The sequence below is a fragment of the Kluyvera sp. 142486 genome (assembly GCF_046569695.1).
Classification (GTDB): domain Bacteria; phylum Pseudomonadota; class Gammaproteobacteria; order Enterobacterales; family Enterobacteriaceae; genus Kluyvera.
Window position 1 is genome coordinate 153,127 of the sequence record NZ_JBKHUI010000012.1, and the last position, 13,919, is coordinate 167,045.

Here is a 13,919-nt window from a genome sequence, read left to right on the forward strand (position 1 = left end):
GCCTGAAGGAACAGGCTTATTCATCATACAAATACCCTTTTCTTTGACACGACCGACGCAACGACAGAAGCGGTGATGCGCAGACAACGTCATTAATAACGAATATAAATGCAATAAAGTGAATTTGTATTCACCACAACATTCAATGAATAATGTGATGTTTAGCACGATAAAATCAGTACCCATACTGCTGGTGTGTTTATTTGTCACGTAACCATACGCAAAATGACTGATAATCGATATCATCTAGCCTTTGCGCTAGCCTGAACCGCTTCAGCACAGGTAAAATTAGCCAGCAAACTTTTTCACTCACTTCGGAAAACCCAGGGAAGATAATGACAACGCAACGTCTGGTGAGCCTGATCACAGGCGTGCTGATTATCGCTATTTTTCTGCCAATTGCCCTCAGCCTCTGGCTAGCCCAGCGTCAGGCCAACGAACAGTTCGATCAGGAGATGAGCAGCTACGCCGAGCGCGTGCTGGCGCGAACCCAGCGCGTGAAGCTGCAGGCCAAAACCGCGCTTGAGGAAGTGAACCGTTTTCAGGGCAAGCCCTGCACCCTGGCTCACCTGCGCGAGATACAGAAAATCTCCTATATCCATCAATACATTCAGAGCGTGTTCTATCTTGAGCACCATAACGGCGCGTGCGATCTACTGAGCAATACGCTGTCTGAAAAGGTCCCCGGCACCGAATTCACCACCCCTGCAGGCTATACGGTCTTTCTCACCTCACGCCACGACCTGCAGACCGATGCCCCGATGCTAGCGGTAAGCCACGGTAAATATATGGTGATGGTTGACCCGGACTCATTGATTGACGTGCTGCCCAACCCGGCCTATCCGATTTATGCCGCGCTTATCAACACCCAAAGCCACCGCATTGTCGCCAGCAACCATCCGCTCGACCCGGATATCTGGGAACACCATTTGCAGGCCTATCTGCCGGTCATGGAGTATGACCAGATGGTGTACCACCAGCGCGTGCTGCCGGACGTTGGCGCGATACTGCTCACCTGGTCCTCGGTAAAACCGCTATCAACCAACTGGCATCGACAGCTGATGCTTTGGCTGCCGCTGGGGCTGTTGATTAGCGGGCTGGCCACCTTTTTAATCGTGCGCATTTTGCGCCGTCTTCAGTCTTCCCACTACCGTGTACTGGCGGCGATTAAAGCCAAAGAGATCACCGTACACTACCAGCCGGTGGTGTCGCTCAAGGATAGAAGATTGGTTGGCGCTGAAGCGTTAGCCCGCTGGCAGCAGGCCGATGGTCGCTGGCTGCCGCCGGATCTTTTTATTGCCGTGGCGGAACAAACCGGCGTAATTTGCCAGCTAACCGAGCATATCGTGCGCTGTGTGTTTGACGATCTGGGCCACTGGCTCTCGCAGCATCCTGAGGTCACCATCTCGATTAATATCACCGCCGCCGATCTGAGTTCGCCCACCCTGCCCGAGCTGCTGCGCCAGCAAATCCAGCAGTGGAACGTGGCGCCGACGCAGATTGCGCTGGAGCTGACCGAACGCGACCTGATCGCGCCGCAGACCGCGCGCCCGGTACTACAGGCCTACCGGGAAATGGGTCACAAGGTCTACATCGATGATTTTGGCGTCGGCTACTCCAGCCTCAGCTATCTTCAGGAGCTGGAGGTCGATACGCTAAAAATCGACAAAGCCTTTGTTGATGCACTGGAGCACAAAGTGGTTACCGGCCATATCATTGAAATCGCTAAGTCGCTGAATTTGAGCATGATTGCAGAAGGGATTGAGACCGAACATCAGCGCGACTGGCTACGCGCACACGGCGTCCCGGCCGGACAGGGCTGGCTTTACAGCAAAGCGCTGCCGAAAAAAGCGTTTCTTCAGTGGGCGCAGAACAACATCTCGCAAAACCACAGCGAAGAGAACATCTCCCTGCAGACAGCGAGTCAATAGTCGACTCGCTTTATCTGGCACAGGGTGGGCCTCAGCGCTCTCCTCGCTTTGCCAGCCACACGGTATGCCCACCGCACTCCGGGTCTTCCATTTTCATCTCTAGCACCGCAAAACCATGCTCCGCTAATAGTTCCCGATACGCTTCTGGCGCCAGGCTCGCGTGGAACAACGGTTCCCCTTCAAATTCCCCCATGGCGATACCGTGACCCGTGCCGCTGGTAAACATCAAGGCGCTGCCGGGATGACTATGACGGGCAAAGACGGAAAACATGCGACGCTGGTCATCCTGGGCGAGGTGGAAAAAACTGTCCCAGGCGATCAGGCCGTCGAAGGTTTCAGCAAGATTCAGCGTCCGCATATCGTGGTGCAGCCAGCGCTGTTCAGGAAAACGCGCACGGGCGCGGGTCAGCATCGCCGGTGCGCCATCTACCCCGGTCAATGCGCAGCCCTGCTGGATAAAATAATCGGCAATCGGCTGGCCGTTACCACAGCCAAGATCGAGCATTTTCCCGGTCGTCCCCATCGCCGCCAGCAGCTTATCCAGCCAGCGTTGTTCAAACAGCGTTCGTGAGCGTTGTTGGTAAAACGCTTCGGCATGACGCTGATACAGGTCGAGAATAGTACGCGCGGCTGGATGGTCCATTGTGGGCCTCATGGTGGCGGAGTGACGTGCTGGGTTCACAGATTAGCCCATCTTATCGCGTTGGCAAGATTCATGGTGCCCTGGTCAGGATGGGGAGAGGTTTTCCCCCTCACCCTGGCCCCTCCGGGGCGAAGGGATCGATTGGCGCTGTTGGTGAGCCCGACACGGGTTTTCTCCCTCCCCCTTTTTGGGTGAGGGTATTAGTTAAACAAATAATCAATGGAACGCTAATTATTTTCATATTGAATTGATAAGCATTATCAATTCAATATATTGTCACCAGCTCTCTCCAGGATATTGGATATCCTGCATTTTTCGCCTCGGGACAGGCGGGAGGTTCACTGAATTTACCCTGTTCCATAAGGTTATCCGATGAATTCCAGCCTTGCCACCAGCGCCGACTCCCCCGCGCTGGCGATTGCCGCCCGCTACCGTCGGGTGGTTATGCAGCGTTACCTGCTTGCCGGCGTGGTACTGCTCTGCATCCTCTGCTCCCTGCTGCTTGATTTTACTCTCGGCCCCTCGGGCATCTCCGTTTCGACGCTGTGGCAGACACTATTCCATGCCGACGCCGCCGATGCAGGTACCCGCGTGATTGTCTGGGAGTTGCGTTTACCGTTCGCGCTGATGGCGATTCTGGTTGGTATGGGCTTAGGGCTTGCCGGGGCGGAGATGCAGACCATCCTCAACAACCCGCTGGCCAGCCCGTTTACCCTCGGCGTCTCCTCCGCCGCCTCGTTCGGCGCGGCATTGGCGATTATTCTGGGGCTAGGCATTCCGGGCATTCCCGACCAGTGGTTTATCTCAGTGAACGCCTTTGTTTTTGCGCTGATGGCCTGCTTTATCCTCGACGGCATCAGCCGCTGGACGCGGGTTGCCACCTCCGGCGTGGTGCTGTTTGGTATCGCGCTGGTCTTCACTTTTAACGCGCTGATCTCCATTTTGCAGTTCGTCGCCAGCGAAGACACCTTGCAGGGTCTGGTGTTCTGGACGATGGGCAGCCTGGCGCGCGCCTCGTGGGACAAGCTGGCAATTCTGGCGGTGGCGCTGCTGATTATCACCCCGCTGTCATTGAAAAACGCCTGGAAGCTGACCGCGCTGCGCCTTGGCGAAGACCGCGCCGTCAGCTTTGGCATTAACGTGCGTAAACTGCGTCTGGCGACGCTGCTGCGCATCAGCATTATCTCGGCACTGACCGTGGCCTTCGTCGGCCCCATCGGCTTTATCGGCCTGGTCGCGCCGCACATTTCCCGCATGATGTTCGGCGAAGACCACCGCTTCTACTTACCCGGTAGCATGCTGATTGGCGCGCTGGTGCTGTCGCTGGCGTCGGTGGTATCTAAAAATATCGTCACCGGGGTCATTATTCCGGTCGGCATCGTCACCTCGCTGGTCGGCGTGCCTTTCTTCCTGAGCATTATTATTCGCCACCGAGGAACGCTGTAATGGATGGCCTCTCTATTCGCGACCTGCACACGGGGTATGGCAAAAAGAAAATTATTGATGGGCTGACCACGCCGCTGTTGCCGCGCGGCAAGATTACCGCCCTGCTCGGCCCCAACGGCTCCGGCAAATCAACGCTGCTGCGCGCGCTGGCGGATCTCAACCCGGCACAGGGCGTGCTGTCGCTGAACGGCGAAGATCTGATGACGCTGATGCCTGCCAAACGAGCCCAGAAGGTGGTTTATTTGCCGCAGTCGCTGCCTGCCGGTGTGCATCTGCACGCGCTGGAGTCGGTTATCGTGGCGCGTCGCGCCAGCGGTTATCACCAGGGTAACGCTGAGCAGGAAGCCTACGCCATTCTGGAAAAACTCGGCGTTGCCCATCTGGCGATGCACTACCTCGACCAGCTCTCCGGCGGCCAAAAACAGCTGATTGGCCTGGCACAGTCCCTGATTCGTCAGCCGGATCTGCTGCTGCTCGACGAACCGCTGAGCGCGCTCGACCTCAACTTCCAGTTTCACGTGATGGATATCGTCGCCAGAGAGACGCGGCTGCGCAATATCGTCACGGTGGTGGTGATCCACGATATCAACATTGCCCTGCGTCACGCTGAATATGCCGTGATGCTGAAAAACGGTGCGCTGGTGGCAAGCGGCGTACCGGATGAGGTGGTGATCCCACAAAATCTGGCGACCGTATACGGGGTGCGTGGCCGGGTTGAACACTGTTCACAAGGGCTGCCGCACGTGGTAGTCGATGGATTAACGACATAACAATAATCGTAAGACGGGGAAATCATGACGATGAAGAAGGCACTATTAGGCGCAGCGCTGCTGCTTTCACCGCTGCTGGCGATGGCAGGTAACTGGCCGGTCACGGTCAAAGATATGGACAACCGGACGGTCACGGTAACGCAGGAGCCGCAGCGCATTATTCTGCAGGATGGCCGCGATATTCTGACGCTGGCGGTGCTGGAGCGCGACAATCCGTTCGCCAAAGTGGTGGCGTGGAACAACCTGCCGAAAAAACAGGATACCGAAACCTGGAACGTGCTGAAGCGTAAATGGCCCGAGGCGGATAAGATCCTCGATATGAAATTCTCCGACCAGGGCAACGTTGACCTGGAGACGGTTATCTCTCGCCACCCGGACCTGATGATTGCCCAGCTGCGCGCTAAGCCATCGCTGGTGCAAAGCGGCGTGCTGGCGAAGCTCGAGGCGCTCCACGTGCCGGTTGTTTTCGTTGACTACGAACTGCATCCGGTAGAGAACACCATGCCAAGCATCGCGATGCTCGGCAAAGTGCTCGGCCAGAGCGACCGCGCGCAGGCCTACATCAACTTCTATCAGCAACGTCTGGACACCATTCACCAGCGTCTGGCGAAAGTGGAGAAGAAACCATTAGTGTTTATTGAGCCGATCGCGGGCGTAGCCGGGCTGGATAACGGCTGCTGCTTCACCCATGCGCGCAATGGCTGGGGTGGCCTGGTCGAAGCCGCTGGCGGCGTGAATATTGGTTCGCAGCTGCTGCCGGGCGCCACCGGCAATATCTCGGTGGAGAAAATCATCTCCATGAACCCAGACTACTACCTGATGACCGGCTCTAAACGCCCGGGCAAAGGCACGGCGATTATTCCGTTCGGCTACAACGTGCCGCAAAGCGATGTGGTCAGCGCCTTTAACGCGCTGCTGGCGCGTCAGGGCGTGAGCAGCATTCCGGCGGTTGTCGCGGGGCATACCGGGGCGCTGTATCACCACTTCTATAACAACCCGTACAACATTATCGCCATCGAGACGCTGAGTAAGATTTTCTATCCAACGCAGTTTAAAGATGTCGATCCCCTGGCAGATTACCATCAGCTGATTACCCAATTCACCCATATTCCGGATGATAAGGTGATTCTGAGCTATACGCCTGGGAAATAACACTCCTCAGTCAGCTAAGAGGAACGTTGTAGGCCGGATAAGCGAAGCGCCATCCGGCAATGTACTCAGGTTTTGCCGGATGGCGCTTCGCTTATCCGGCCTACCTTTTAATTTTAGCGATCAACGATCGCTATTATGAAATCGCTATTAACGCCGGTTATATTCAGCTAGAATAATAATAAAGGCAGTGACTATCAGTCGATAAACAGTAGTAGCAAACCCTATACCAAATAGGTAATTAAATTAAATAATCGTTAAAAAATAAAACACTGCCGCTCCCCACTTTATCTTTATATATCATGATGATTTGCAGGTTTTAATGTTTTTAAAACAACCATAAATTCACGGCATATAGCGTAAATTGATATATATCAGTTTCAGATTAATTCCCTATAGAAACCATCAACCTTGATTTTGGTCAACTCCCTGCCATTTTATAAAATGCATTTTATAGCGCTCTTTAATTGGCCGGGTGAATGATTAATTGGTTTTAAGACTTGAACAGATGTTTAGCAGGCCATCAAGCCTGTGGGGTTGGTTGATGTGTAATGCCCTGAACGGGATTGCGATCGTTATCTGCTTTGCCTCCATTAGCGCCGTTATCGGTATCAGAGAAGGTGTCTGGCATATTGTCATCACCGTCGCCATTATTATTTCCACATTTTATAGCGCTAACTATTTCTCCGCCCTGGAATCACGTAATGATTCCCGCCGTTATTATTTACTGGTGTGGGTAATTATTACTATCGCAACTCACTTTATTCGCATTTGGGGCTAATTCCCACAGCGGTATAAGACACCACGAGCAACAATAAGGATTCACGCCTTGACTCTGGCAATGATTTTTATCCTCATCAATGACCATAAAGGGCTGTCGGCGCTGCTGCTACTGCTAGTTATCGTGCTATTTTGGGTACTGGGCCCACGGCTGAGAGGGGTAAGATGAGAAGAGCAGTGCCGCTCTCTCCCTCGAAGGGAGAGAGCAATCGCGTTGCTATCAGGGTTTCGGCCCAAACATCGCCTCAAGCTGTTTCTCATCAGGCATCCCCACCACCTGCTGCAGCTCGTTCTTGTCGTTCATATAGTAAATTGCCGGCGTGGCGTTCGCGCCTAAGTCATCCATCAGCTTCTGATGCTGTTGCAGCAGATTGAAAGTTTCGCGCGGCGTGACGCCATCAAAACGCGGCAATTTCTTACCGTTGGACAATTCGTAGTCCCGCCAGGCCGCTACCGGGTCCAGGGCGTTAAGAATGGCCGTTGCGTTGCGCCCGCTTTTTGGGTTCAGGAACGCTACCAGTAGCGTGTTGAGCTGGACGTGCCCCGCCTCAACCCACGGCTGCGCCGCCGCCCAGAAGGTTTTGCAGTAAGGGCAGAACGGATCGGCAAACACAAACACTTTTCTCGGTGCGGTATCTGCCCCCTCTTTCAGCGCGTGGGCGCTATTGAGCGTTTTCCACATCTCCTGGCCCATCGGCACGTAAATCGCTTCGGTAAAGTAGCCTTCACTCAGGTTTTTGCCTTTGTCGTCATAAAGGTAACCGGATACCACATGCTTGCCGTCGGGAGTCAAAAACAGGTTCACCCCCATATCCTGATACTTCCCAACCCAGCTTTTCAGCCCGCCGGGGGCTTCCACCTCTTTAATGATGGTGATGTTCTGCTGTTCGCTAAAGCGCTTCACGACATCGGGAAGCGGCGCGCTGGCATAGGCGAACGCCGGGAGCACCGCCAGCGACGTTAGGATAATCGATTTCATCATCGTCCCTCTCTGAACGGGGGATATATCCCCCGGAAGTGAATTTACTGTTTTTTCAGCGCGTCGCTGACCATAGCATCAAACTGCTCGTAAGGAACCCAGCCGGAGAGCATTTCATCGCCAATCAGCGTGGCGGGCGTGCCCTGAATACCCAACTGCTGCGCCAGCGCGAGGCTTTTCTTCACCGTCTCGAAGCTCACGCTGTCCGGCTCATCCACCACCACGCCCGCTTTCTGTTTGGCCTGGGCAATGCTTGCGTCGTCGTGATAGCCCTTTTTCGCCATCAGCAGGTCGTTAAACTTCATAAATTGCTCCGGATGAGCACGCCAGACGGTGAGCGCATCCCGGGCCGAGGTCACCGAGCTTTCCGAGCGGTAAGGCAGGAATTTGAACACCACGGCAACGTCCGGGTATTTGGCCACGATCTTCTCCAGATAAGGATCAAACTTCTTGCAGTATGGGCAGTTATAGTCGGTAAAGACCACCAGCGTCAGACGGGGTTTCGCTGCCCCGATACGCGGGGAGTTGGGGTCACGGTAGAGAAAATCGCTGTTTTGCGCGATAACCGATTTCAGCTGTTGCTGGCTGGCCTCGGCGCTTTGCTGATCCAGTTTTTCCGCCGCCGCAGCCAGAATTTCCGGGTGTTTGAGCAGCGTTTCCTGCACTAATTCCTGCACGCGCGCCTCCTGGGCTGGCGTGAGGGCGGGCGCAGCGAAAGCCTGCAGTGAGGCGGTCATTAAAAGCGTAAACAGAAGCGTGTATTTCATGATTCATTAACCTTTGGCATGTTTCAGGGCAGCGAGCAGCGTTTGTTGATCCAGCAGTGGAGAGAGGATCTCTCCCTCGTGCTGGCCCGGCCCGTAGACTTCATTGAAGGGGATGGCGTAGCGGTTGCGCTGTTGCAGGAAGGCGGCTATCGATGCTGAAGGCTTGCTCCAGTCACCACGCAGCGCGACGACATCAGGGGCGTTTAGCGCCGCGACGATCTCCGGCTGGTTCAGCACGCGCATTTCATTCACTTTGCAGGTCACGCACCAGTCGGCGGTGATATCCACGAAAACGCGTTTGCCCTGTGCCAGCGCCTGATCGATCGCCGCTTCGCTGAGGGGCTGCCAGCGAATGTCCGCGCTGGCCTCAGGGGACGAGAGTGACGGCGACTGAATCAGCCCGCGCAGCTGGTAGCCGCCAAGGCCGGTGAGCAGAATCACCGCCAGATAGAACGCCGCGCCGCTGCGCGGGCCGGTGAACAGAACGGCCAGCAGCGCCACGATGGCCAGCAGCAGAATCACCATATCGCTGACCCGGTCACCCAAATGCTGGCTCAGCAGCGACGCCAGCCATAGGCTTGAAGCCAGCATCATCAGCGCCAAAATGGTTTTCAGCATCGCCATCCAGCGTCCCGGGCGCGGCAAGAGCGCTGCGGTTTTGGGCAGCAGCGCCACCAGCAGCCAGGGTATCGCCATCCCGATGCCAAGCGCGATAAAGATAAGCCAGAGATCCTGAAGCGGCGCACCCAGCGCAAAGGCCACGGCGGTGCCGAGGAACGGTGCCGAACACGGCGTAGCCAGCAGCGTGGCAAACATCCCCTCAAAGAAACTCCCCAGCATTCCGTTGCCACCGGCGGTGGCCATCCTGCCGACCATGGATGACGGCAGCAGCACGGCAAAGGTGCCGAACAGGTTCAGCGCGAAGATAAAGGTAACGGCGACCATCAGGCCGATAAACCACGGATTCTGGAACTGGATCCCCCAGCCCAGCGCTGCGCCGGTCACCTTCAACGCCGTGACCATGGTCGCCAGCAGCGCAAAGGAGACAAGGATCCCGGCGCTGGTTGCGAGGAATCGCAGGCGAATGCTGCGCGTATCCGACCCGGCGTGGAGCACCGCGCTTAGCTTCATCCCCATCACCGGCAGGACGCAGGGCATCAGGTTGAGGATAAACCCACCGAGCAGCGCAAACAGCAGCATCTGCACGATACTGGCGCTCGCCGCATTGGGCGCATTGGCGGTTTGATCGGCTCCTACCGTCAGGGTGGTTTGCTGGGCTTTGCCGTCGCTGGTAAGGACAAAGGAGAGCGTTTTCCCCGCGAGCGTTGCCGGTTTTTCGCCCCACTCATCCGTCACCGGCGCGTTCACGACCAGCTCCGCACCGTGCATTTCGATGCTCGGGTCGCCGGGAATAATGCCGCCGTCCATTGGGTCAAAATAGATTTCTGGGGAACGCCACGTCCCTGCGGTGGTGCCGGTGATCACCAGACGATCGCCCTCAAGGTGCGCCGCGAGATCGTCCGAAATGCCATTTTCCGCCGGGATAGTACGCATCGCCTGCTCGAACGCGGCCTGGAACTGGCCGTCGACCGGTTGATTAAAATCGAGGCGCAGCGGGTAGTCCGTCAAGATACAGACGTTGCTGCAGGTTGAGAGCGTCAGCGTCCCCTCCAGCACATCACCCGCATTGCCGGTGATGATCATCGGGATAACGACCTTGTTGTGATACCCCTGGGTTGTCAGCCCGGAAATATCAAAGCGAGTGGGAACCGGCCAGTACCACTGCGCCTTTTCACCGTTCTTCCAGTGGATTTCAGGCGCAACGCCCCCTTCTCCCGGCGATCGCCAGTAGGTTTTCCAGCCGGATTGCAGTTCAACGGTCAGGAGGCCATACAGGCGGTCATGCCCCTGCTCCGCCTGAAAGCGGACCCGGGCGTGGTCATTTTGCGGGGACGTGAGCCACCCGGTATCGGCAGCGTGAGCGGTACTCACGCAGGTCAGCAACAGGAGGAGTAATCCCCTGAAGATATTCAACATGTTTTTTCTCCGTGAATTAAATAATCAATCGTCGTCAGGACGATGATTCATTCACGGAAAACGCAGTTTTTGAGGTGTATTCGAAGCGTGGGCGGCCGTCTGGGCACGTCGCGGAAGACAAACGTGCGCACTTCAGCGAATAGCTGAATCAGGGCCAGGAAGATGATAACGGCAGGCAGCGCGCCGTCGAAGAAAATGGGCTGGGCGCAAAACAGCGAGTTGGCGCTAAGCTGGCACGGTGAAGGCCCCACCTGGGATTCGTCCGTTGCCGGCGTAGAAAGGGTCTGAACCGGGTTGCCCACCTGCTCGAGAAAATGGTGCAGATAGACCGCCCGCTGCACCAGGCAAAGTGCCATGGCGAGGCAGGTCACTATCAAGAACCCTTTCGCAAGAAGCGGACGATTACGCATAAATTACCAGACGTTTCAGAACAACCGAATCATAAACAATCCCAATCAATTCGCAAGGCCGCGAGTGTAAGGTTTTGTCTTACTATGGTTTTCCCGCCGCTTGTCTCCGAGGGGGAAATCCTGCTCTATAGTTAATCCATCATCACCCGATTGAGGCTACACCGACCATGATCGCGGTATTTCCCTGCATGTTCATGCTTCTGCTGACGTCACTCACCTTCAGTGCCACGCTACAGGCAGCGGACGGCCAGCGCATTAAACAGCGGGCCGATGCGGTGCTGACATTGATGAGCTATATGATTGTGCCGGATATTACCGCCAGCGACCTCAATATCGGCTCGGGATCCGACGATAAAACCGAGCTATCGATCACCCAGTTTGGCGGTGGCGCAACGATGGGCGACACCTTTCCGCTTTATCTCGAAGGGGCGATGGGCTACAGCCGCTACGATCCGCAGTTCGTCATCAGCGATGGCGACCAAAGCCGACGTATTCCGACCAAATGGAACAGCCTGACGGCCACCGGCGGTATCGGCTGGGATTTCAACCTGCACCGCGACCGTTGGGGTGGCAACCTGGTACTGCGTCCGATTGCCAACGTGATGCTCGGCACTATGGCGAGCGATCTGCGGGTCGGCAAATGGGCGCTGGAGCAGCATCGCAACGCCGAATATGACTTTCTCGACGGCGGCCGACTCAACGCCTATGGCCTGGGCGGTTCGTTAATGCTCGATTATGAACTGGTCTCCCCGGCGCAGGATATTGACGTTGAGCTACGCTATACGGGCATGGATTTGCAAACCTTCGGCAACACGTCCAGCGCCGTCGAGGGCAGCGCCACGGCACAAAACCTCGGCCTTTATCTGCGCCGCCGTGCCCCGCTTTTTGACTGGACGCTGCTGAAAAGCCCGGTGCGCTACGTGCTGGAAGGGGCGCATACCGAGTATCTCGGCGAACAACGCGGCACGTTAGGGTTTGATAGTTTAAGCTCGGTCGGGATAGGGATTGAGATGGACAGCAGTAAATACCCAGTCTTTATTACCCGCACGCGGCTGGTGGCGCGCTATATGTTTGGCAACGGCACCAGCGGCTATGGCGTGGGGCTAGCCATGAGCTTTTAATTGGGTAGGCCGGATAAGCAAAGCGCCATCCGGCAGCATAAAGCAGAGTGCCGGATGGCGGCGTAAATGCCTTATCCGGCCTACCGTGGATTACGGTGCGGTACTGTGAATTTCTGCCACGCGTTTACGAACGCCAAACCATCCGGCCACCAGCAGAATAGCAATCAGCGGCAGCGAGGCGATGGTGTAGGTGCCGTTCGGGTAGTCGAACGCCATCAGGACCAGCACGCTCAGCAGGAACAGCAGCGTCAGCCATGAGGTAAACGGTGCGCCCGGCAGCTTGAAGTTCACGTCCGCGGCCTTGCCTTCTTTGATGGCCTTGCGCAGGCGCAACTGGCACACCATGATAAACGCCCACGAGGCGATAATACCCAGCGAAGCGAAGTTCAGCACGATTTCAAAGACCTGAGACGGCACCAGATAGTTCAGGAACACGCCCACCACATAGACGACCAGCGTCGCCATAATACCTGCGTACGGCACGTGCTGGCGGCTCATCTTGCTCATAAACTTCGGTGCGGAACCACCCATTGCCATCGAGCGTAAGATACGTCCGGTGCAGTAGAGGCCCGAGTTGAGGCTGGAGAGCGCCGCCGTCAGTACCACGATGTTCATGATGCTGCCGATATAAGGCACGCCAAGCTTCGAGAAGAAGGTGACAAACGGGCTCTGCCCCGCCTGGTAGGCCGTCCACGGCAGCAGCAGCACCAGCAGCACCACCGAACCCACGTAGAACAGGCCGATACGCCAGATAACGCTGTTGATAGCGCGCGGCACCATGGTCTGCGGGTCTTTACACTCGCCCGCCGCGGTACCGACCAGTTCAATGGAGGCAAAGGCAAATACCACGCCCTGCACCAACACCAGCGCAGGCAGCAGGCCGTGCGGGAAGAAGCCGCCGTTGTCGGTTATCAAATGGAAGCCGGTGGCATTACCGTCCAGCGGCTTGCCGCTGCCCAGATACACGGTCCCGACGACGAGGAACACCACAATCGCCAGCACTTTAACCAGCGCAAACCAGAACTCCATCTCGGCGAACCACTTCACGCCAATCATGTTCATGGTGCCGACAATCGCCAGCGCGCCCAGCGCAAACACCCACTGCGGCACGTCGCCAAACGCGCCCCAGTAGTGCATATAGAGTGCGACGGCGGTGATATCAACAATGCCGGTCATCGCCCAGTTAACGAAGTACATCCAGCCCGCCACGTAGGCGGCCTTTTCGCCGAGAAACTCACGGGCGTAAGAGACGAAGCTACCGCTCGACGGACGGTGCAGTACCAGTTCGCCCAGCGCGCGAAGAATAAAGAACGAGAAGATGCCGCAAACCAGGTAAACCAGCGCCAGCGCCGGGCCTGCCATTTGCAAACGCGCCCCCGCGCCGAGGAACAAGCCGGTACCGATAGCGCCGCCGATGGCGATCATCTGTACCTGTCGGTTACCCATCGCCTTGTGATAACCCTCTTCGTGGGCGTTCAGCCAGCGTCGTTTTGCCGCGCGTTGCGCCGCAGCCTGTGAGTGTTGTGTTTCCATTATTACCCTGTACCTGTCTGATGTATGGAATGCATAAGGTTATCGAATGAATATGGAACGCCTATCCACGACAACCCGCGCGGTTTTTCCCGTCATTCTGCGTAGGGATAAAACTGCCGCGAAGCATCCTACCTGCAATTATTAAGCGGCGCAAAACATACGCTTACTCTTCAGACCTCTTTCGCGCATAAAACGGCGCCCTCTGCGAAAACGTCGGTCACTTACTCTGGGCTAGTGCTTTCGCCCGGCGACGGGTACAAATAAATATCCTCCGGCATAGCCGGAGGTTTTTCTGATGCGCCTATAAGGCTCTCTTACCAGCCGCGCCCTAACAGGCGCATACGATCTGACAT

At 56.3% G+C, this 13,919-nt stretch carries 12 protein-coding genes; 6 read left to right on the top strand and 6 right to left on the bottom strand.

What is annotated here, in order from left to right:
* Positions 1-335 precede the first annotated feature (335 nt).
* The gene (locus tag ACLGE8_RS14825; protein WP_410999536.1) at positions 336-1,931 is read left to right on the top strand and encodes an EAL domain-containing protein; all 1,596 of its coding nucleotides are present in this window, start codon (positions 336-338) and stop codon (positions 1,929-1,931) included.
* Between the two features lie 31 nt (positions 1,932-1,962).
* On the opposite strand, the gene ACLGE8_RS14830 is transcribed toward ACLGE8_RS14825, so the two are convergent.
* Positions 1,963-2,574 carry a class I SAM-dependent DNA methyltransferase gene (locus tag ACLGE8_RS14830; protein ID WP_410999538.1) on the bottom strand — a complete coding sequence of 204 codons (612 nt, stop codon included), beginning with the start codon at positions 2,572-2,574 and terminating at the stop codon, positions 1,963-1,965.
* Positions 2,575-3,018: 444 nt separating this feature from the next.
* Between ACLGE8_RS14830 and ACLGE8_RS14835 the strand changes: the two genes are divergently transcribed.
* The 4 genes from ACLGE8_RS14835 (at position 3,019) to ACLGE8_RS14850 (ending at position 6,720) form a co-directional block, all read left to right on the top strand.
* Complete coding sequence (locus tag ACLGE8_RS14835; protein WP_370631761.1) at positions 3,019-4,020, top strand: FecCD family ABC transporter permease; 1,002 nt, start codon at positions 3,019-3,021, stop codon at positions 4,018-4,020.
* Positions 4,020-4,790: an ABC transporter ATP-binding protein gene (locus tag ACLGE8_RS14840; protein ID WP_410999540.1), complete on the top strand. Its 771-nt coding sequence runs from the start codon at positions 4,020-4,022 to the stop codon at positions 4,788-4,790. Before ACLGE8_RS14835 ends, ACLGE8_RS14840 begins: the two co-directional genes overlap by 1 nt.
* Before the next feature lie 24 nt (positions 4,791-4,814).
* Positions 4,815-5,942 carry an ABC transporter substrate-binding protein gene (locus tag ACLGE8_RS14845; protein ID WP_410999542.1) on the top strand — a complete coding sequence of 376 codons (1,128 nt, stop codon included), beginning with the start codon at positions 4,815-4,817 and terminating at the stop codon, positions 5,940-5,942.
* A 541-nt stretch (positions 5,943-6,483) separates the two neighbouring features.
* Positions 6,484-6,720, top strand: coding sequence for a hypothetical protein (locus tag ACLGE8_RS14850; RefSeq protein WP_410999544.1), 237 nt, complete (start codon positions 6,484-6,486; stop codon positions 6,718-6,720).
* Between the two features lie 219 nt (positions 6,721-6,939).
* On the opposite strand, the gene dsbG is transcribed toward ACLGE8_RS14850, so the two are convergent.
* The 4 genes from dsbG to ACLGE8_RS14870 are packed head-to-tail and all read right to left on the bottom strand — an operon-like array spanning position 6,940 to position 10,912.
* Positions 6,940-7,698 (bottom strand): thiol:disulfide interchange protein DsbG, encoded by a 759-nt coding sequence (dsbG, locus tag ACLGE8_RS14855; protein ID WP_410999576.1) that lies wholly within the window; start codon positions 7,696-7,698, stop codon positions 6,940-6,942.
* A 44-nt stretch (positions 7,699-7,742) separates the two neighbouring features.
* Complete coding sequence (locus tag ACLGE8_RS14860; protein ID WP_410999546.1) at positions 7,743-8,465, bottom strand: DsbA family protein; 723 nt, start codon at positions 8,463-8,465, stop codon at positions 7,743-7,745.
* Positions 8,466-8,471: 6 nt separating this feature from the next.
* Positions 8,472-10,502, bottom strand: coding sequence for a protein-disulfide reductase DsbD family protein (locus tag ACLGE8_RS14865; RefSeq protein ID WP_410999548.1), 2,031 nt, complete (start codon positions 10,500-10,502; stop codon positions 8,472-8,474).
* 47 nt (positions 10,503-10,549) lie between these two features.
* The gene (locus tag ACLGE8_RS14870; protein ID WP_410999550.1) at positions 10,550-10,912 is read right to left on the bottom strand and encodes a hypothetical protein; all 363 of its coding nucleotides are present in this window, start codon (positions 10,910-10,912) and stop codon (positions 10,550-10,552) included.
* Positions 10,913-11,100: 188 nt separating this feature from the next.
* On the opposite strand from ACLGE8_RS14870, the gene ACLGE8_RS14875 reads away from it, so the two are divergent.
* A complete protein-coding gene (locus ACLGE8_RS14875) occupies positions 11,101-12,033 on the top strand; it encodes a hypothetical protein (RefSeq protein ID WP_410999552.1) in 933 nt (310 codons plus the stop codon).
* Positions 12,034-12,123: 90 nt separating this feature from the next.
* Here ACLGE8_RS14875 and ansP read toward each other — a convergent pair whose 3' ends face one another.
* A complete protein-coding gene (gene ansP / locus ACLGE8_RS14880; RefSeq protein ID WP_410999554.1) occupies positions 12,124-13,566 on the bottom strand; it encodes an L-asparagine permease in 1,443 nt (480 codons plus the stop codon).
* Positions 13,567-13,919 lie beyond the last annotated feature (353 nt).